Raw genomic sequence first — 20,625 nt, 5'->3', positions numbered from 1 at the left:
CCGGTATAGTCGCGCCATGTCATTCCTGCGCTTTTTTGTTATCGCCACGCTTGGCCTCTGCGCCGCCTGCGCGTCCACACCTCACGCCCGTCGCACCGATGTGCTGTTCTGGAATCAGCCGGATCGCGAAGCCCATTTCCGCGCGATGGAAACCCAGTACGCCAGCAATCGCGTGCCTCACGGGTCCATCGTGCATGCGTTGGTGCCCGGCACCCCCCTTGTGCCGCGCTGGACGGACGGCACCACACTGGACAGCTACATGGCCGCGCACCACGTGGCCGGCATCATGGTGTTGCAGGACGGGAAGGTCCGGCTGGAACGTTACGGGCTGGGGTTTGGCCCGGGGCAACGCTGGACCTCGTTCTCTGTCGCCAAATCGTTCACCTCCACGCTGGTGGGCGCGGCGTTGCGTGACGGGTCCATCCATGATCTGGATGACCCGGTCACCCGCTACATTCCCGAACTGAGTGGCAGCGGCTACCAACACGTCACTGTGCGGCAGCTGCTCAGCATGACGTCGGGTGTGCGCTGGAATGAGGATTACGCCGATCCCGCATCGGATGTGGCGCAGATGTACGAGGGGGTGCGTCAGCCGGGTACGCCGTTGCTGGTGTCGTACATGGCACGTTTGCCAGCTGAGTCCGCGCCGGGCTCGAAGTGGGTCTACAAAACGGGCGAAACCGATCTGATCGGCATCCTTGTGAATCGCGCCACCGGTCGCACGCTGGCGGACTACCTCTCGGCAACCATCTGGAAGCCGTATGGCATGGCCAGCGACGCGTTGTGGCTGAAGGACCCTGTGGATGGCGTGGAAGCCGGTGGCTCGGGCGTGTCCGCTACCCTGGCTGACTATGCGCGCATGGGGCAGTTCCTGCTTGATGGCGGCGTCGCCCAGGGGAAACCGGTTCTGGCGGATGGCTGGCTTGCCGATGCCACGCGCAGCCATGCCGATATCGGTCTGCCGGGGCGAGGCTATGGTTACCAGTGGTGGACGTTTGATGGCGGCCGCTACGCGGGAATCGGCATTTTTGGTCAGCTGCTTTGGGTGGACCCGGCGCGCCGTCTCGTGATCGTGCAGCTAGCGGCATGGCCCGTGGCGACGGATGCGGTGCAGGCGCGTGACCGCCAGGCGTTTGTTGATGCGGTAACGGCGGCGGCTGCGCAGTAGCAGGCCCGCCATCGCACAATGTCGGGGTCTGCACGAACGGATCGCTACCTCGTCCCGCCCGGAGGGCCTAAAATGCCGGTTCCTCTACCCGAAAGACGCTGGAATCCCGTATGGCCCTCACTTGGGACGATCTGATCTGCAAGCCCGACGCTGACGCGATCGCGGCATTGGCCAAGGCCTGGGAATGGCGAGTCGGTACCGCATTCACCCCGCTGCTGTTCTCCGCGCTGGGCGACATGTTCTACGAGGCGGACGAGGGCGGCGTCTACTGGCTCAACACCGGTACGGGTGAGAACGACAAGGTTGCCGGGACGGTGCCTGAGTTCAACGAGCTGCTGCGCGATACCGAAGTGCAGGACGACTGGCTGCTGCCGGGTCTGATCGAAGCACTGCATGAGCAGGGCAAGGTGCTGGCGCCGGGCGAGTGCTACACGTACGACACGCTGCCGATCTTCGCCGATGGCCTGTACGAGCCGGAAAACCTGCGTCCCGTCACCGCGATTCAGCATTTCAGCGAAACCGGTGAGATGATCGAGGCCATCCAGGGGCTTGCTGACGGTACGGACATCGAATTTGAAGTGCCGGACGCTCCCGAGCGTCCGCACTGAGTTCACCCGTTCAGGCCGTCTGCGCACATCCGGGCACGCGCGGTGAGCAGTTGCTGCTCGCGCGCATTGCGGGTGAGCGAGGCTGCGCGATGAAACTCATCGCGCGCTTCCGCCAGCCGGCCCAACCGGAACAGCAGATCGCCGTGGACGCTGGGCAGCAGGTGGTAATGCTTCAGCGCGGGTTCGTCCATCAATGGCTCAACCAGAGCCAGGGCCGCTTCCGGGCCCTCTGCCATAAGCACGGCAACCGCGCGGTTCAGCTCGATCACGGGCGAAGGCGTGAGGTGCTGCAACTCGTCGTAGAGCATGGCAATGCGCTGCCAGTCCGTCTGTTCCGGGGCGAGTGCCCGGGCGTGACACGCCGCGATGGCAGCCTGCAAAGCATAGGGTCCCGGCTCATCGGTCAGTTGCCCGGCGCGCGCCAGTGCAGCCAGGCCGCGCCGGATCAGCAAATGGTCCCAGCGTGAGCGATCCTGTTCCAGCAGCAGCACCGGATTGCCGTGCGCGTCGGTGCGCGCCGCCGAGCGGGATGACTGAATTTCCATCAGCGCGACCAGCGCATGCACTTCCGGATCGCGTGGCATCAGGCCGACAAGCACGCGGCCCAGGCGCATCGCCTCCTCACACAGCGATGGGCGCATCCAGTCGTCGCCCGCCGTGGCCGCATAACCTTCGTTGAAGATGAGGTAGATCACCCGCAGCACGGCGTCCAGCCGCGCCTGCCGCTCGTTGGCGCCCGGCACTTCGAAGGTCACGCCCGCATCGGACAGGCTGCGTTTGGCGCGCACGATGCGTTGCGCCATGGTGGCTTCGGGCACCAGGAAGGCGCGGGCAATTTCCCCGGTCGTCAGGCCGCCCAGCAGACGCAGCGTGAGCGCCAGCTGTGCGTCGATGGACAGCACCGGGTGGCACGCCACGAACAGCAGTCGAAGAAGATCGTCGCCGATGTCGTCATCAAGCGCATCCATGAGGGCATCTGCGGGCAGTTCGCCCAGCGCATCGGCTTCGTACGCCAGCGCTTCCATCTTGCGGCCCGCCATGCGTTCGCGCCGGATGCGGTCGATGGCGCGATGTTTCGCGGTGGTCATCAACCACGCACCCGGGCGGTCGGGCACGCCTTGTGCCGTCCACTGCTCCAGCGCAGCCACGAGGGCGTCCTGGGCGAGCTCTTCGGCAAGCCCCACATCGCGAACCATGCGCGCGATACCGGCAATCAGCCGCGGCGATTCGATCCGCCAGAGTTCATTGATGGTGCGATGGACGTCGGTCGCGGTCATGACCGGGGATCACATCATCGGCACCGAGCAGGTGCAAGGCACGCCGCCGCAAAGGCGGCGTGCCTTGCCGTGACACGTCAGGTGGCAGTTGCCATCAGTTCCGCCAGTTCGAACAGCGGACGGATTTCCACCGTGGCCGACTCACGACGCGGATAGGGGAAGGTTTTCACCCAGGCTACCGCGTCTTCCATGGAGGCCATCCGCACGATCCAGAAGCCCGCCACCAGCTCCTTCATCTCGGCAAACGGCCCGTCGATGAGAGTGGCCTCGCCCCGGGTGAAGCGGACACGCCGGGCGCTGGCACTGGATTTGAGACCTTCGCCAGCCAGCAGGAAGCCCGCCTCGACGCCCTGCCGATTGGCGCGCTCCATGGCCGAAAGCACGGCGCTCCCGGGATTCACGTCCCGCTCGCTGGCTTCGTCGGCTTTCAGCAGGATGGCGAAGCGTGTCGTGGAGGTGTCATCGTCCACGTCCGTCACTGCAATGCCGGCAAGTCCCCCAGGGCAGCCCGCGCTGCGAATGTCGATGCAGACGTTGCCGCCGGCATCGGCCATGGGCCATTCGCGCACCCATTCGGTAGCGTGATCCAGCGAGTCGGCTTCAATCAGGCTGAAGCCGGCCACGAGTTCATGGGTTTCAGCGAATGGCCCCTCCGTCACCGTGATCTCGTCGCCCGCAAAGCGGACCCGGACGCCATGCCGGCTGGCTTTCAGGCCTTCGCCACCGTGCAGGCGGCCTTCGGCCGCCAGGGTGTCGTGGTGCTGGGCCATGGCCACCAGCAGTTCATGGCTGGGGGCCTCGCCCGCTTCGGTGGCGGCATCTGCCTTGCGAACAATCAGGAAGCGCATCGGGACTTCTCAGCGTTCCGGCCCGTTGACCATCCAGGGCACGCCAAACTTGTCTTCAAACATGCCAAAGCCTTCCGACCAGAACGTGGGCGCAAAAGGCATCTCGATCTTGCCGCCCTCGGACAGTGCCTTGTAGACGCGCTCGGCCTCGGCGACGTCGTTGAAGCCCAGCGCCACGCTGCACCCCTGAATGCCTTTGTATCCGAAGCGCGGATGGACGTCGGAGCCCATGAGGGTCTGGCCTTTCACCACGATGCGCATGTGCATGATCCGGTCGAGGAACTCCGGCGGAATCGGCCCCGGCCCCTCACCACCGCCGCCTTCCTCCTGCGGCATGTCGCCATAGCGGGAAAGCATGGTGATCTCGCCCGAAAGTGCCTTCTGATAGAAGTTGAAGGCCTCTTCGCAGTTACCGTTGAACATCAGGTAGGGATTGAGTTTCATCAATGTGTTCCTTGGGTGGGTGAGGGGCGGTCAGTGCTGGGCAGACAGGTGGACGCGGATGCGCTCTTCCTGCTCGCGGGCTTCGGGCGTGAATTCGTTGCCGAACTCCTCCGGCTCAAAGACCTGGCGGATTTCGAGGACCGAGTCGTCCATCGGGCAGCGCTTGACCCATTCAATGGCCTCGGCCATCGAGCCCACCTGGATCATCCAGAAGCCGCAGATCAGTTCCTTCGCTTCAGCAAACGGCCCGTCGATCACTTCGCGCTGGCTGCCGCTGAAGCGGACGCGGGCACCCCGCGACGAAGGGTGCAAGCCATCGGCCGCCAGAAGGATGCCGGCCTTTACCAGCGACTCGTTGTAATGGCCCATCTGCGTCAGCAGGTCAGTGCTGGGCATGACGCCCGCTTCGGTATCGGGACTGGCTTTGACGATCACCATGAATCGCATGTTTTTGCTCCTTGAAGGTCGGTGGCAGGACGCGGGAAATCCGCGTTCTCGTCATGACGTCGAACGAGAGGACCGCGAATCGACATGGGATCAGAAATAATTTTTCTTTTTTTGATCCTCACTCCCGAGCATGCCCCAGCCAACGGGCAGCGGATGCAGAAAAACTCACGCGCGCCGGCGTCGTGCGCCACTGTGGCGCGGCACGATGGGCGCTTCAAACCGGCACTCCAGGCCGTCCGGGGCGAAGCGGACTTCGGCCGTCCCGCCCACCTGGTTAGCCAGCACCCGTTCGATGAAGCGGGTACCAAACCCCCGCTGGGTGGGTGCGATCACGGGTGGGCCGCCGCGCTCCTTCCAGTTCACCGTCAGGATGGGCGGCGAGGCATCATCAATCGTCCAGGACACAGTGACCGTGCCGACCGCGTTGGACAGCGCGCCGTACTTGGTCGCGTTGGTGAATAGCTCATGCAAGGCCATCGCCACGGACACGGCCGTTTCCGGCCGCAGCATGACATTGGGGCCGTGCGTTACGACCCGCGCGCCACCCGGATCGTGAGGCGCTACCGCGGCCTCGATAATGCGTTGCAGGGGAAGGTCCTCCCACGAGCGGGCCACCAGCAGATCGTGCGCATCGGCCATCGCCCGGAGGCGCGCCTCGAAGATCGACAGCGAATCGTCGGGCTGCCGCTCGCTGCGGAAGGTCTGGCTCGCCATCGCCTGCACGATGGCCAGGGTGTTCTTCACCCGATGGTTGAGCTCGTTGATAAGAATGCGCTGGGCGCGGGTGGACTCCCGATGATGGGAGACGTCCACGCAGCTGCCCATGTAGCCGGCGAACTCGCCGTTCCGGCTGAAGGGCGTGCCGTTGTCCAGCAGCCAGACGTATTCGCCATCGGCGCGGCGCAACCGGTACTCCATGGAGAAGGGCTGGCGGGCATCGAAGGAGGCGTTGTAGGTGTCGACGCAGCGGTCCAGGTCATCCGGGTGCACGCCTTCGGCCCAGCCATAGCCAAGTTCCTCGTCCATGCTGCGGCCGGTGAACCGCAGCCAGGACTGATTGAACCAGTCGCACCGCTTGTCCTTGCCCGCTCGCCAGATCATCACGGGCGCGAAGTCGGCCAATTCCCGAAGCTCCGTGTCACGGATACCGGCTGCGCTGGGAAAGTGGCTTCCGGCGTCTTCGTTCATGGATTCACCCTGACGATGCAGCCCCGATCCCCAGACCCGGGCGTCGAACCTTATCCTAGCGCCGCTGTGCAGCCTGTGCACAAGCGGACGCTCATATTTGTCGCTGCCTGTACCACGGTGCAAACCGCTATGCTGACAGGGTCGAAACAGGTGGGCGTGAAGGGGCAATGGAACCGGGCATAGCGCAAGATATCGAGGCAGTGGCTCGCATTGCTGCGGTTCCTGCCATTCTGGAAGTGGTGGCGCATACCACGGGCATGCGATTCGCGGCTGTGGCGCGCGTGACCGAACAATCCTGGGTGGCCTGCGCCGTCAAGGACAACATCGAGTTCGGACTGAAACCCGGCGAAGCGCTGGACCTCCAGTCCACCATCTGCAACGAAATCCGCCAGCATCGCCAGCCCGTGATCTTCGGACACGCGAGCGTCATGCCGGAGTTCGCCGGGCATCCCACGCCCAGGCGCTATGGGTTTGAAAGCTATATCTCCATTCCCATCGTACGTGTCGACGGCACCTTTTTCGGCACCCTGTGCGCCCTTGATCCGCGCCCGCTGTCGCTGGATGAAAAGGTCGTCGTGCCGACCGTGACCCTGCTGGCGCAATTGATCGCCACCCAGCTGGACCTGGAAGAACGCCTTCAGGCCAGCGACACGGCCCTGGCCGATGCGCACTCGGTTGCCGTCCTGCGCGAGCAGTTCATTGCCGTGGTGGGACATGATCTGCGCAGTCCGCTGCATGCCATCCGTCTTGGCACCGAATCACTGGAAGCCATGGCTCTGGATGCCCGTGCCCGGCGTACGGTGTCAGCCATGCGCCGCAGCTGCGACCGCATGTCTGATCTGATCGACAACGTGCTGGACTTCGCCCGTGGCCGTCTGGGCGGAGGCATTCCGCTGGCACTCCGGGCCAGCCACGACCTGGCCGACGACCTGAGGCACGTGGTCGAAGAGAGTCAGGCCAGCCACCCGGCGCGCGCGCTGGACGTCAACATCGCCATCGACCGGCCGGTGACCTGCGATCCGCGACGGGTGGCGCAGCTTCTGTCCAACCTGCTCAACAATGCGCTCGCTCATGGCGATCCCGAGCTGCCCGTGCGAGTGGATGCGAGTGTCATCGGCAGCCAGTTCGTGCTGTCGGTGTCCAATGGTGGCAGGGTCATTCCGCCGCACCTGCTGGCCCGGATGTTCCAGCCGTTCTCGCGCAAGGGAACCAGCCGTCCGCAGCCGGGACTCGGGCTTGGCCTGTACATCGCCTCGGAAATTGCGCGCGCCCACGGCGGCACGCTGGACGTGGCGTCCAGCCCTGAACTCACGCGCTTCACCTTTCGGGTACCCTGCGGCGCATGAGCCCCTACCGCATTCCCGAGCCCACTCTGGCCGCACGCCTCGTGGGCTGGCTACCGTGGATTGCGCTGACCATCGTGGCGCTGGTGCTGCTCGTGTACTTCCTCATGCGCCCGCCGGGAGAGTCCTACGATGAATGCCGGGCACGTCTGGCAACGGCCGACATGACGGCTGAGCAGCGCGTGGCCAACGCCAAGGCGTGTGGGTATGCACCTACCCGGGCCACACTTTCGCCGATCGAGCGTTAAGCGCATTCGCGCACGGTGATGCTGCCAGCACTGTGTCAGAATTCCGGCGCCCTCGTGCCACGACTGGGTGGCAGGCTTTGATGGGGATCAACAATCAGACTCACCGTCCGTCCGCGGCCCGCTCCGCAGGACGGCGCGAGCGTACACGGCCAAGACAGTAAGGATCGGAAGGGACTATGGATCTGCTGCGTTTTATCGCCACGCTGCCCCTGCGCCTCGTGCGCGGGTTGTTCTGGTTACTCGGACGGATCCTGCGCCCGATATTCGGCCAGATGTCCTGGAATGCACCTGGCTGGGTGTCAGCCGCAGGCAACCAGGCTCGCCAGCATCCTGTCCGTTCCTCGGGCATCATCGCCGCCGTGTTCGTGCTGGTGGCCGGTGGCTGGTTTGGCTGGCACTGGTACGAGAACCGCCCCAGGCCGGTTGAGCCCCACCTGGTGACCTTCGACGTCACCTCGCCCCCGCCCAGCGCGTACGAGCAGACGCCGGTCATCATCCATCCGCTGTATGTCCGCTTCTCCGGTTCGGCAGCGCGCATTGAAAGCCTGCAAAAGCCCGTGACCGAAGGCATCGTCATGAACCCGAAGCTGGGGGGCCAGTGGACGTGGGAAGACGACCGCACCCTGAAGTTCGTGCCGGCCGAGGATTGGCCCGTGGGCCGTCACGTCGAGGTCTCTTTCGACAAGGCGAAGGTGTTTGCGCCGCACGTGCCGATGAATTCGGACAAGTTCACGTTCGACACGGCCGCGTTCACCGCGCGCATCGTGCGTGGCGAGTTCTACCAGGACCCCGAAAATCCCACCATGAAGAAGGCGATCGTGCAGGTCGGCTTCAACTACCCGGTGGACGCCGCGCAGTTCGAGAAGCGCGTGCACGCCAGCATGCTCAACCGCGCAGGCAAGCCGCAGGATGATCTGAAATTCAGCGTCACCTACGACGAGCGTCGCCTCAATGCGTTCGTGCATACCCAGCCGCTGGACCTCCCGCGTGACGACGGCGCCGTGGGCGTGTCGCTTGATTCAGGCCTGCGCAGCTCGCGCGGCGGTGATGGCACGCCGAAGGAACTGACCACCTCCGTGCGCGTGCCTGGCCTCTACAGCCTGAGCATCTCGGAGATTTCGGCCACGCTGGTCGACAACGCGCGTTTCGAGCCCGAGCAGGTGATGGTGCTCAACGCCACCGGTGCCGTCAGCGACAGCGATCTTGCGAAGAAAGTGCATGCCTGGCTTCTGCCCGCCACCGGCCCGAATGGTTCCGGTGGTGGTGACGATGGCTATTACCCCTGGTCCGACTCCCAGGTCAGCGACGACGTGTTGCGTCGCTCCACTATCCTCAAGCTCGATGTGGTGCCGACGGAAAACGCCTATTCCCAGATGCAGAGCATCCGTTACCAGGCGCAGCCCGGTCAGCGCGTGTATGTTCGCGTCGAAAAGGGCCTGACGTCGTTTGGTGGCTACATCATGGGCGCGCCGCACGCGCAGACGCTGACGGTTCCGGACTATCCGAAGCTGCTCCGCTTCATGGCGGATGGTTCGCTGCTGTCGATGAGCGGGTCCAGGCGCATCTCGGTCGTTTCCCGCAACATGCCGGGCATGACGCTTGAAATCGGTCGCGTGCAGCCGGACCAGTTGCAGCATCTTGTGTCGATGAACAGCGGCACGACGACGCGTCCGCAGATGTATGGCCTGACCTCCGACCACATCGTTGACCGCTTCGAGCAGAAGATTTCCTTCCCCACCGACGCGCCGGGCAAGGCGCATTACGAAGGTGTGGATCTGGGCAAATACCTCGCGTCCGGCAAGCGCGGCGTGTTCCTGCTGCGCCTGAGTGGTTACGACGAAAAAGCCGAAAAGAAAGCCGCCGCTGAAAAAGCAAAAGTCGACCGTGAACTCGCCGCGCAGCAGGCAGGCGGCACGCCGGAAGAAGTCGCCGCTTCGGCGGACAGCAGCAGTCAGGCCAATGGCGACGAAGAAGGCGACGGTGACGACGAGGAAGGTTCGTCGTCCAACCGCTATACCGGCGATTGGCCAACCGACGACCGCCTGGTTGTCATCACCGACCTGGGCGTGCTCGCCAAGCGCTCTGTCGATGGCAGTCAGGATGTGTTCGTGCAATCCATCCGCACGGGCTCGCCGGTCTCCGGGGCCACGGTGTCCGTGATCGCGAAGAACGGCAGCACGCTGTTCACCCAGACCACTGGCGCGGACGGCACGGTGCATTTCTCCAGCCTCAAGGGTTTCGACAAGGAGAAAACGCCGGAGATGTATGTGGTGCGTCAGGGCGAGGACTTGTCCTTCCTGCCGCTGGGCGCCTACGACCGCGTGCTGGACTACTCGCGCTTCGATATCGGTGGCGAACCCAACGCGCGCAGCCAGGGCCAGTTGTCCGCGTATCTGTTCTCCGACCGTGGCATCTACCGCCCGGGCGATCTTTTCCACATTGGCATGATCGTGCGTGCGTCCAGTTGGACGCGCAGCGTGGCAGGCATGCCGCTGGTCGCCGAAATCGTCGATCCGCGCGGCACCGCCGTGCGACAGCAGCCGGTGTCCATGGATGAATCCGGGTTTGCGGAACTGAGCTACACCCCGGCGGAGACCGCGCCGACCGGCAACTGGACGGTCAATCTCTACATCGCGAAGGACGGCAAGCCGGCGTCGCAGATCGGCAGCACCACGGTGCAGGTGAAGGAATTTCAGCCCGACCGCATGAAGGTCGTGGCACGCCTGTCCGATCAGGTAGCCGAAGGCTGGGTCAAGCCGGCGGACCTGAAAGCGCTGGTGGATGTGCAGAACCTCTTCGGCACGCCAGCGGCCAATCGCCGTGTGGAAGGTTCGCTGACGCTGCGTCCTGCGTATCCGGCATTCCGCAGCTACCGCGACTATCACTTCTACGACGTGCGCCGCGCGAAGGAAGGCTTCGAGGAATCGCTGGAAGATGCCACTACCGACGACAAGGGCCATGCGGAATTCCGCCTGGACCTGACCAAGTACGCCGACGCCACCTACCAGCTGTACTTCCTGGCCAAGGCCTATGAAGCCGATGGAGGCCGTGGTGTCGCTGCGGCAACCCAGGGCATGGTGTCGTCCAACGACTGGCTGGTCGGTTACCGCGCGGCAGACAACCTCGACTACGTGGCGCGCGACGCAAAACGCACCGTCAACCTCATCGCCATTGATCCGAAGGCGAAGAAGATCGACCTCAATGGCATGAAGCAGGCTATTGTGGAAACCCGCTACGTGTCGGTGCTGACCAAGCAGGACTCCGGTGTCTACAAGTACGAATCCAAGGCCCGCGAAACCACGGTAAGCGAAAGCGCGCTGACCATTCCGGCAGCGGGTCTGGATGTGACGCTACCCACCGACAAGCCCGGCAACTTCGCGCTGGTGGTGAAGAATGGCGACGGCAAGGAAGTGAATCGCGTCGCGTATTCGGTGGCCGGCGAAGGCAACGTGTCGCGTTCGCTGGAACGCAATGCCGAGCTTCAGCTCACGCTGTCGAAAAAGGACTATGCGCCGGGTGAAGCGGTCGATATCGCCATCCGCGCGCCGTACGCGGGCAGTGGCCTCATTACCATCGAGCGCGACAAGGTGTACGCGCATGCATGGTTCCATGCCGACTCCACCAGCAGCGTGCAGCACATCACCGTGCCCGCCGGCTTTGAAGGCAACGGTTACATCAACGTGCAGTACATCCGCGATCCGTCGTCGGATGAAATCTTCATGAGTCCGTTGAGCTTCGGTGTGGTGCCGTTCTCGGTCAACCGCGATGCACGTCGCAACGCCATCAACGTGGAATCGCCCGCGCTCGTGAAGCCGGGCGAGGAAGTCACCTTCCATGTCACCGCGCCGACGCCCACGCGCATGGTGGTGTTCGCGATTGACGAAGGCATTCTTCAGGTCGCGCGCTACAAACTGGGCGATCCGCTCGACTTCTTCTTCCGCAAGCGCATGCTGGAAGTGGGTACGTCGCAGATTCTTGACCTCATCATTCCGGACATCGAAAAGGTGATGTCCATGGCAGCGCCCGGCGGCGATGCGGACGGTGGCATCGGCCGCCAGCTCAACCCGTTCAAGCGCAAGCGTGACAAGCCCGTGGCCTACTGGTCGGGCATCGTGGACGTGGATGGCAGCAAGGACCTGAGTTATCGCGTGCCCGATTACTTCAACGGCAAGCTGCGCGTGATGGCCATCAGCGTGTCGCCGGACAAGATCGGCACGTTTGAAGGTTCCACCACCGTGCGAGGCGACTTCGTGCTTTCGCCCAACGTGCCCACCACGGTGGCGCCGGGCGACGAAGTGGAAGTCAGCGTGGGCGTGGCCAACAACCTTACGGGTCTGGGCGGCAAGGAAGTGCCGGTCAGCGTGCAGTTGAAGACCGGCCCTCAGCTTCAGGTCGTGGGCGATGCCAGCCAGAAGCTAAGCCTCGGCGAAATGCGCGAAGGTGTGGCCATCTTCCGCGTACGCGCCACCGACACGCTGGGTTCGGGCAACTTCACCTTTACCGCCAGCTACGGCGACAAGTCGGCGAAGCAGAGCGTGGACCTGTCGGTTCGCCCTGCGTCGCCGTACATGTCGCAGATGAGCTTCGGCAAGGTGGACGCGCACGGCAAGGCGGATGTGACGGATGTACGCTCGATGTACGACGCGTATGCACGCCGTGACGTCTCCCTCTCCACTGTTCCGGTGGTGCTGGCGCGCGGTCTGGCAGCGTACCTGGTCGACTTCCAGCATTACTGCACGGAGCAGGTCGTGTCGGCGGCCATGCCGGCGCTGATTCTTGGCAAGCGGCCGGAGTTCGGCCACATCAATCCGGCGCTCACCGCAGACGGCACCCCGGTAACCGATCCGGTGGCGGCGTTGTTCGACACGTTGCACGGACGCCAGAACGGGCAGGGCGGTTTTGGCCTGTGGGTTGCCACGCCGGACACTGATGCGTTCGTGACCGACTACGCCACGCACTACCTGATCGAAGCGCGTGAGCGCGGCGTGGCCGTTCCGCAGGACATGCTGGAATCGGCCAACGGCGCCCTCCGCCAGATTGCGGCAGACGACAGCGGCAACACGCTCGATTCGCTGCGCGAACGCGCATACGCCATTTATCTGCTGACCCGCCAGGGCAACGTTACCACCAACGACCTGGCCTCCGTGCAGCGCCGCCTGGACGAAGTGTTGCCCAAGGCATGGCACGGCGATCTGGCGGCCGCGTGGCTTGCCGCATCGTTCAAGCTGCTGCATCAGGATCAGCAGGCCAATGCGCTGATTGCCGATTTGCAGAAGCAGCTCGTGCGTACCAACAGCGATGAGCCGTACAACTACGCGCGCTACTACGATCCGGTGATCCGCGATGCCACCACGCTGTACATCCTGGCCAGGCATTTCCCCGAGCGTGCGAAGAGCCTGCCGCCGCAGGTTGTGCAGAACCTCGTGGGCCCGCTGGGCAAGGGTCACTACAACACGCTGTCCTCCGGCATGCTGATCCTGGCGCTTGATGCATGGGCTTCCCAGGCGGCTGATGATGTCAACCAGCTGGCCATCAACGAAGTGGCGGCCAATGGCGCGCTGAAAGCCATCGGCTCGGCCGCAGGCGTGACGCAGCAAGGCCACTGGTCGCCATCGGCTGCACGTTTGCGACTGGTCAACGATTCGGCCAACACCGCGTGGTATGGCGTGGCGCAGAGCGGCTACGACCGCAAGGCACCCATGACGGCGCTGAAGCAGGGCCTGGAAGTGACCCGCGACTACACCGACACCAACGGCAAGTCGCTGGGCACGGTCACCGTGGGTCAGGAGATCGACGTGCACGTGCGCATCCGCACCACGGACAACGCGTCGCAGAGTGTCGCCATCACCGATCTTCTGCCCGGCGGCTTCGAGCCGGTGATCAATCCGCCCCCGGTGGCCGACGACAGCTCCACGGCGGACGCGTCCAGTCCGGACGATTCAGAAGGCGCATCAGAATCCGAAGACGATGGTGCTCCGGCACCGACGCCGACCTGGCGTTCGCCGATCGGCCAGCCGGGCTCGTCGTGGGCGCTGGAGTACGCCGACATCCGCGAGGATCGCGTGGTCATCTACGGCGTGGCGAACAGCAACGTGCAGGAGTTCGTGTATCGCATCAAGGCTACCAACGCGGGCAAGTTCATCATTCCGCCGGCCTTCGGTGAAGCGCTCTACGACCGCCAGGTGCAGGCGCGTTCCGTGGGTGGCACGTACATGAACGTCGAACGGAAGAAGTGATGCCGAAGGCGCGCCACCCCGGTGGGTGGCGCGTCTCCTGAGCGTTTCTCATGAAGTCGCCCCGCCTCATTCTTGCGCGCATCGCGCGCATCCGCTGGCACAACGCACTGGTGGCATTGCTGCTTGTGGCGGCCGTGCCGCTGGCGATGCGCCTGTGGCCGCACGAGCCGCTTCGCGCGTGGCTGCCGTCGTCCACGGCGGTCTACGATGCGGATGGTCGCCTGCTGCGCCTTACGCTGGCGTCCGATCAGCGCTATCGCCTGTGGGTGCCGCTGGAGGACATCTCGCCCGCCGTGACCGAAGGTGTACTGCTGCATGAAGATCGCTGGTTCCGCTGGCATCCCGGTTTCAATCCCTACGGCCTGATGCGCGGTGCGTGGGTCACCTATGTCCGTGGAGGTCATCCACAGGGTGGCTCCACCATCACGATGCAGCTCGCACGCCTGCTGTGGAAGCTGGACACGCGAACACCCGGCGGCAAGCTTCGGCAGATGGCGCGCGCCATGGAACTGGAGCTGCGCTATTCCAAGCACGACATCCTGGAGGCTTACCTCAACGCGGCGCCGTACGGCCGGAACGTGGAAGGTGTGGGCGCGGCGAGTCTCGCCTACTTCGGCAAGGCGCCCGGTCGGCTGAGCCTGCCCGAAGCGTTGACGCTGGCCGTGATCCCGCAGGACCCGTCCCGTCGCCTGCAAAGCGACAGCGATGCCGGTGACGCGGTGATTGGGCCATGGCTGGCTGCGTCGCGCAACCGGTTGTTCGAGCGCTGGATTGCACGTCACCCGGCCGATGCGTCGGCCCGACCCCTGTTCGATCTCCCGCTGCGCCTGCGGCCCCTGTCGCGACTGCCGTTTGAAGCGCCGCATTTTGTGGAGCAGATCCTGGCCGCGCGCCGCCTGGAAGGCGGCGGCGACATGCGCGTGACCACCACGCTCGATCTGCGCCTTCAACACAGCCTTGAGCGCCAGGTGCATCAGTACATCGCGCACGCAGGTGATCGCGGCATCCGCAATGCCGCCGCCTTGCTGATCGATACGCGCGACATGGGCATCAAGGCGATGGTCGGTTCGGCGGATTATTTCGATTCGTCCATTGCCGGCCAGGTCAACGGCACGCAGGCAAAGCGTTCGCCCGGTTCCACGCTGAAGCCCTTCATTTATGCACTGGGTTTCGATCAGGGCGTGTTGCATCCGCAGACGGTGCTGCGCGACGTGCCGACGTCGTTCGGGCCGTACTCGCCGGAAAACTTCGACGGTCATTTCCTCGGCCCCATCACGGCCACCCAGGCGCTGATCCGCAGCCGGAACATTCCGGCGGTATATGTGGCATCGCGTCTGGCCAGCCCGAACCTGTATCAGTTCCTGCACGACGCCGGCGTCAGCCGCATGGCGGGCGAGCAGCATTACGGCCTGGCGCTGGTGCTGGGCGGCGGTGAAGTCACCATGCAGGAACTGGGTGGCCTTTACGCGATGCTGGCCAATCGCGGCAACCTGAAGCCGTTGCGCACGCTGGCCAGTGATCCGCAGACCGCGGGCACGCGCATGCTGAGCGACGAGGCCAGCTTCATGACCATGGACATGCTGCGCCAGAACCCGAGGCCAGATGATGCCGTGGCTGCGCAACCGTCGCGCATGCCGGTCTACTGGAAAACCGGCACGTCATGGAGCTTCCGTGACGCATGGACGGCGGGAAGCTTTGGCCCCTATGTGCTGGTGGTGTGGATCGGCAACTTCGATGGCACCGGCAACCCCGCGTTTGTCGGTGTGGATGCAGCCGCGCCTCTGTTCTTCCGCATCGCTGACGCGCTGCGCGCCGAGCGGCCGGGCCTTGCCGAACCGGTACGCCGCAATCCGGCCAATGTGCGGCGCGTGTCGATATGCCTCGCCAGTGGCGATCTGCCAAACGCGTGGTGCCCGCAGCTTGGCACCACGTGGTTCATCCCGGGCAAGTCGCCGATCAAGGTCAGCACCGTGCATCGCCCGGTGATTGTCGACATCGCAACGGGCAAACCGGCGTGCCCGCCTTTTGATCCGGAACACACGCGCACCGAGGTCTACGAATACTGGCCGTCCGATCTGCAACGCGTATTCGCGCAGGCTGGCATGGCGCGCCGCACGCCTCCCGCGTTGCCCGATTGCCAGGGCGGGGCAGTGGCGGTGGGCGATCCGCCGCGCATCACTTCCCCGTTGCGCGGCAGCACTTACACGATGCGTGCATCGCGCATCGGCGAGCAGCGCATCGCATTCACAGCTACCACCGATGCAAGCAGCCGCCAGCTCTACTGGTTTGTTGACGATGCGTACCTCGGCAGCACACCCGCTGGCCAGACGTTGATGTGGCAACCGGAACGCACCGGCAAATTTGTGGTGCGTGTGGTGGATGACCGTGGGCGCAGCGATTCCAGGCCGTTGTCGATTTCTGCGGACCTGTAGGCATTCTGGTGTGATGGCGGGCAGGGATTGGCCGTTATTTTCAGACTCGTCTGATAGCGCTTGGTACGAAAATGCCAATCGAAACATGTACTTTGACACGTGGCTCAAACGTGACTAACGTCTGGGGCGGTCGCGCTTCCGGCGCCCCTTCACGCACCGCCATTCAGGAGCAACAGGTGATGGATCACAACCGTGCGGAGCGAACGTCACTGCGTCGCCACGCCGCCCCGTACTCCCCGTCCCCCGGTGAGTTGCGCACGCGGGCATTTCATTTGCCGTACTACCTGATTGAACTGGCAGCCATTGCCGGACGTACCGTGTCCGAGGAAGAAGTGGGTTCGCTTGAAGATGCGCAGCGGATGCGCCGGTGTCTGCTGCATCCGCCGCGCCAGGAACACATGGCATGCAACATCCCGTTTGACGAACGTCTGCATTCCCGATTCGCACGATTTATCGGACGGCTGTACGAAGTGGAATCGTCGCCGGTGTACGTGTGGACCGAAAACACCTACCGCTGCGGCACGTTTCAGTTGCCATCGTTGCTCGATATACATGCAGGCTTCGCCTTTGACGCGACGGCCAATCTTTATTCGCTGTCGACGCCCGACTTTCGCAACACATTGTTTCTTGTGCCCGAGTGGGTGCGCGGACGCGGTGAGCGACTGGAATGCATCACGCGTGGCGAGCGCTGGGCATCCATTCGCTATTGACCATGCACTTGACGTTGCCCTTCGTGCGCACGTCATACTTGGCATTCATCACAAGGAATGCCGGCATGACACGTTTTGCGGTGGGGATGGGCGCGTTTCTGGTAGCGGGACTGGCTATCGCCGGGGGGCCGGCGGCGGTGAGAAAGCAGATTGAAGCCAGCATGGTCGTTACCGGCTCCGTGGATGTGTCGCCCGAAGGCGCCGTCACGAAGTACGTAGTCGACCAGCCGGAAAAGATTCCCGCCGACGTGGTCTCGCTGATTCAGCGCAGCGCGGCGCAGTGGCGTTTCAAGCCGGTGCTGCTGGACGGCAAGCCGGTGAACGCACACGCAACCATGAGCCTGCGCGTGGTCGCCTCGCCGAACGGCGATGGCACCTATGTGGCTCGCGTGAAGGGTGCCAACTTTGGCGAAGGCACGCCCAGCGATTCGGTCACCTACGTTGATCACAAGCCGCCGACGTACCCGGAGCTTGCCGTGCGCGCGCGCGTTCCTGCGGCCGTATATCTGCTGCTGCGCGTGGGCCGGGATGGCCACGTCATGAATGTGGACGCCGAGCAGATCAACCTGGAAGCGGTGGCAGCCGAGCCAGACATGCGCGCGTTGCGCCGCATGTTCGCCACCGCCTCGGTGGCCGCTGCCCGCAAGTGGACGTTTGCGCTGCCCACGACCGGTTCGCACATCAGCGACGACTCGTGGGTCGTGCGCGTCCCTATCCTGTTCCGTCTCAACCAGGACGGTGTCGCGAAGCAGGCCGGTTACGGCCAGTGGGAAGCCTATGTTCCGGGTCCGAAGGAGCACATCGCCTGGCTGGATGCTGTGCCGAAGGCGAAAGACGAAAGTGCGGGCGCAGCGGATGCACTGCCCGAAGGCGGCCTGTACCTGGTGGGTAGCGGCCTGACCCTGCTCACGCCGACCGATCACTCCTGACCGGATGGCACAGCACATGAAGCAGGCGGCGGGGTTGCTCCTCGCCGTTCTGGCGCCTGTTGCCGGCATGGCACACGCGGACGAACGCACGCTCATGCCCGCCGTGTATGAAGCGGGCCACTTCTACGTCACGCCCACGCTGCCCGATGGCCGCACGCTGCGCCTGCTGGTCGACACGGGCGGACCTGGCGGTGGCAACGGCCTGTTCCCGTTGTACCGCCACGCAGCCGATGCGCACCAGCTCGCCGTGTCGCCTTGCGGCCATGGCGATGAAGCGATGAACGTCGCGGGCGCGGGCGTCTTCGGCGGCGATGCCCGCATTCCGCTGGTGGCAGGCACGCCCTGCGGCGCGGCGGCGTTCGTGCTCGACAAGGGCATCCTGGTGGACGGCGAGGACGGCATTCTGGGTGCGGGTTATCTTCCCCGTTTCACCTGGACGCTGGACTATCCCGCCAAAAAGATGTGGCGCGAACCGGTCCACTGGAAAGCCACAGAGTCCAGCACGAACCATCGCGCGGACCTGGGTTTGCAACGCAATGGCGCGGGCCATGTGGCCGGGCTCGTGCGCATCGACATGCGGGTGGATGGGCAGGTCATTCCCATGCTGCTGGATACGGGCGCCACAGCCCGCCCGACGCCGGCCGGCGCGAAGGCGTCGGGAACGCCGACGGTGCGTGGGGTCGGGGTCACCAGTTATGTCATCACGAGCACGCTGGATCGCTGGCACGCCGCGCATCCTGAGTGGCGCATCGTCACCGATGGCGACAACCTGCTGGGCCATGGCACGCGCCTGATCGAGGTGCCGCAGGTCAACGTCGCCGGCTGGACCGTCGGGCCGGTATGGTTCACGGAGCGTCCCGACAGCGCCTTTCGCGCGCTGGATGATTACGTGGATCGCCCGCTCCAGGGCGCCATGGGCGGCAACGTGTTTGGGCATTTTGTCCTGACGCTGGACTACGCCCACGCCGCCGCGTGGTTTCGCTGCGCCTCCGGCTGCCAGCCCACTACAGGGCGATAAGTCGGCGTGGCGGGGCAGGGCATGCGAAAATGCGTCTTTCGCGCACTTCTGAAGTCCCCCCGCCATGCTTCGACTCACCGACATCCAGCTCCCGCTCGATCACGACGATGACGCCATCGGCCAGGCGATTCTGGCCAGGCTTGGCATCGGCGCGTCCGCGCTGCGGGGCTATACGGTGTTTCGCCGGGGCTACGACGCGCGCAAGCGCGGCGCCATCAAGCTGATCTACACACTGGATGTGGACGTTGCCGACGAGTCCGGGCTGCTGGCCCGTCACGCCGACGACAAGCACGTGCAGCCCACGCCGGACACCAGCTACCACTTTGTGGCTCAGGCGCCGGCGGGTCTTTCCCATCGTCCCGTGGTGATCGGCACGGGTCCGTGCGGCCTGTTTGCCGGCCTGCTGCTGGCGCAGATGGGCTATCGCCCGATCATCCTTGACCGGGGCAAGGCCGTGCGCGAGCGCACCGTCGATACCTGGGGCCTGTGGCGCAAGCGCGAGCTCAACCCCGAGTCCAACGTGCAGTTTGGCGAGGGCGGCGCAGGCACGTTCTCCGACGGCAAGCTCTACAGCCAGATTTCCGATCCGCTGCACCATGGCCGCAAGGTACTGGTTGAATTCGTGAAGGCCGGCGCGCCCGAAGAAATCATGTACGTGAGCAAGCCGCACATCGGCACCTTCCGTCTGGTGACGATGGTGGAGAACATGCGCGCGACCATCGAGTCGCAGGGCGGCGAAATCCGTTTCAGCAGCCGCGTGGAGGACGTGCTGGTGGAAACCGATGCGGCCGGCGAGCGTCACGTGCGTGGCGTCACTCTGGCCAGCGGCGAAGAAATCCGCGCCGATCACGTGGTGCTGGCTATCGGTCACAGCGCGCGCGACACCTTTGAAATGCTGCACGGACGCGGCGTCTACATGGAGGCGAAGCCATTCTCCATCGGCTTCCGCGTGGAGCATCCGCAGTCGGTGATCGACAAGGCGCGCTTCGGCCCGCAGGCCGGGCACCCCATTCTTGGCGCCGCCGACTACAAGCTGGTGCATCACGGCAAGGGCGGCCGCTCGGTCTACAGCTTCTGCATGTGTCCGGGTGGTACCGTCGTGGCTGCCACGTCGGAGCCGGGTCGCGTGGTCACCAATGGCATGAGCCAGTACTCGCGAAACGAGCGCAACGCCAATGCCGCCATCGTGGTCGGCATCGACCCCGCTGACTTCGCGCCGTACGACAACAGTGGCAGCCCGCTGGCGGGTATCGCCTTGCAGCGCCATTGGGAATCGCGTGCCTACGAACTGGGTGGTGGTGAATATCAGGCGCCCGCGCAGCTGATCGGCGACTTCCTCGCGGGCAAGCCGTCCACGGCGTTCGGCGACGTGCAGCCTTCGTACAAGCCGGGCGTGCGTCTGGGTGACCTGGCCAGCGCGCTTCCGGATTACGCCATCGCCGCCATTCGCGAGGCGTTGCCCGCGTTTGAGCGCCAGGTGCGAGGTTACGCGATGCACGATGCGATCCTCACCGCCGTGGAAACCCGCACGTCGTCGCCGCTGCGCATCAAACGAAACCAGCGCTTCCAGAGCCTCAACACGCATGGTCTGTATCCGGCCGGCGAAGGCGCGGGCTACGCAGGCGGCATTCTGTCGGCGGCCGTCGATGGCATTCGCGTGGCCGAGGCGGTGGCGTTGCAGATCAACGACAACGCCGCCTGATCTTACGACCTGCCGGAAGTCTGCCTT

General features: G+C 64.6%; 15 protein-coding genes. 10 read left to right on the top strand and 5 right to left on the bottom strand.

Features of this window, described 5'->3' with window-relative positions; all coding sequences use genetic code 11:
* The first annotated feature begins 16 nt into the window (after positions 1–16).
* On the top strand, positions 17–1,168 hold the full coding sequence (locus tag FHW69_RS05530) for a serine hydrolase domain-containing protein (protein WP_183421979.1): 1,152 nt from the start codon (positions 17–19) through the stop codon (positions 1,166–1,168).
* 110 nt (positions 1,169–1,278) lie between these two features.
* The gene (locus FHW69_RS05525; protein WP_183421978.1) at positions 1,279–1,776 is read left to right on the top strand and encodes a T6SS immunity protein Tdi1 domain-containing protein; all 498 of its coding nucleotides are present in this window, start codon (positions 1,279–1,281) and stop codon (positions 1,774–1,776) included.
* A 2-nt stretch (positions 1,777–1,778) separates the two neighbouring features.
* On the opposite strand, the gene FHW69_RS05520 is transcribed toward FHW69_RS05525, so the two are convergent.
* From FHW69_RS05520 to FHW69_RS05500, 5 genes are all read right to left on the bottom strand, one after another.
* Positions 1,779–3,053: a DUF6596 domain-containing protein gene (locus FHW69_RS05520; protein ID WP_183421977.1), complete on the bottom strand. Its 1,275-nt coding sequence runs from the start codon at positions 3,051–3,053 to the stop codon at positions 1,779–1,781.
* 77 nt (positions 3,054–3,130) lie between these two features.
* Positions 3,131–3,901 carry a YciI family protein gene (locus tag FHW69_RS05515; RefSeq protein WP_183421976.1) on the bottom strand — a complete coding sequence of 257 codons (771 nt, stop codon included), beginning with the start codon at positions 3,899–3,901 and terminating at the stop codon, positions 3,131–3,133.
* A 9-nt stretch (positions 3,902–3,910) separates the two neighbouring features.
* A complete protein-coding gene (locus FHW69_RS05510; protein WP_183421975.1) occupies positions 3,911–4,345 on the bottom strand; it encodes a VOC family protein in 435 nt (144 codons plus the stop codon).
* Between the two features lie 30 nt (positions 4,346–4,375).
* On the bottom strand, positions 4,376–4,792 hold the full coding sequence (locus FHW69_RS05505; RefSeq protein ID WP_183421974.1) for a YciI family protein: 417 nt from the start codon (positions 4,790–4,792) through the stop codon (positions 4,376–4,378).
* Positions 4,793–4,957: 165 nt separating this feature from the next.
* Positions 4,958–5,980: an HWE histidine kinase domain-containing protein gene (locus tag FHW69_RS05500; protein ID WP_183421973.1), complete on the bottom strand. Its 1,023-nt coding sequence runs from the start codon at positions 5,978–5,980 to the stop codon at positions 4,958–4,960.
* A 167-nt stretch (positions 5,981–6,147) separates the two neighbouring features.
* Between FHW69_RS05500 and FHW69_RS05495 the strand changes: the two genes are divergently transcribed.
* From FHW69_RS05495 to FHW69_RS05460, 8 genes are all read left to right on the top strand, one after another.
* Positions 6,148–7,326 carry a GAF domain-containing sensor histidine kinase gene (locus FHW69_RS05495; RefSeq protein WP_183421972.1) on the top strand — a complete coding sequence of 393 codons (1,179 nt, stop codon included), beginning with the start codon at positions 6,148–6,150 and terminating at the stop codon, positions 7,324–7,326.
* On the top strand, positions 7,323–7,571 hold the full coding sequence (locus tag FHW69_RS05490) for a hypothetical protein (RefSeq protein WP_183421971.1): 249 nt from the start codon (positions 7,323–7,325) through the stop codon (positions 7,569–7,571). The genes FHW69_RS05495 and FHW69_RS05490 overlap by 4 nt, the downstream gene beginning before the upstream one ends.
* Positions 7,572–7,747: 176 nt before the next feature.
* A complete protein-coding gene (locus tag FHW69_RS05485; protein WP_183421970.1) occupies positions 7,748–13,807 on the top strand; it encodes an alpha-2-macroglobulin in 6,060 nt (2,019 codons plus the stop codon).
* Between the two features lie 50 nt (positions 13,808–13,857).
* On the top strand, positions 13,858–16,239 hold the full coding sequence (gene pbpC, locus FHW69_RS05480) for a penicillin-binding protein 1C (protein WP_183421969.1): 2,382 nt from the start codon (positions 13,858–13,860) through the stop codon (positions 16,237–16,239).
* 110 nt (positions 16,240–16,349) lie between these two features.
* Positions 16,350–16,949, top strand: coding sequence for a hypothetical protein (locus tag FHW69_RS05475; RefSeq protein ID WP_183421968.1), 600 nt, complete (start codon positions 16,350–16,352; stop codon positions 16,947–16,949).
* A gap of 65 nt (positions 16,950–17,014) precedes the next feature.
* A complete protein-coding gene (locus FHW69_RS05470) occupies positions 17,015–17,878 on the top strand; it encodes an energy transducer TonB (RefSeq protein WP_183421967.1) in 864 nt (287 codons plus the stop codon).
* Positions 17,879–17,894: 16 nt separating this feature from the next.
* Positions 17,895–18,896 carry a hypothetical protein gene (locus tag FHW69_RS05465; protein ID WP_183421966.1) on the top strand — a complete coding sequence of 334 codons (1,002 nt, stop codon included), beginning with the start codon at positions 17,895–17,897 and terminating at the stop codon, positions 18,894–18,896.
* A gap of 64 nt (positions 18,897–18,960) precedes the next feature.
* The gene (locus FHW69_RS05460; RefSeq protein ID WP_183421965.1) at positions 18,961–20,598 is read left to right on the top strand and encodes an NAD(P)/FAD-dependent oxidoreductase; all 1,638 of its coding nucleotides are present in this window, start codon (positions 18,961–18,963) and stop codon (positions 20,596–20,598) included.
* The last annotated feature ends 27 nt before the right edge of the window (positions 20,599–20,625 follow it).

The organism is Luteibacter sp. Sphag1AF (genome assembly GCF_014192715.1).
Lineage (GTDB): Bacteria > Pseudomonadota > Gammaproteobacteria > Xanthomonadales > Rhodanobacteraceae > Luteibacter.
This window is presented reverse-complemented; position numbering and strand designations above follow the sequence as displayed.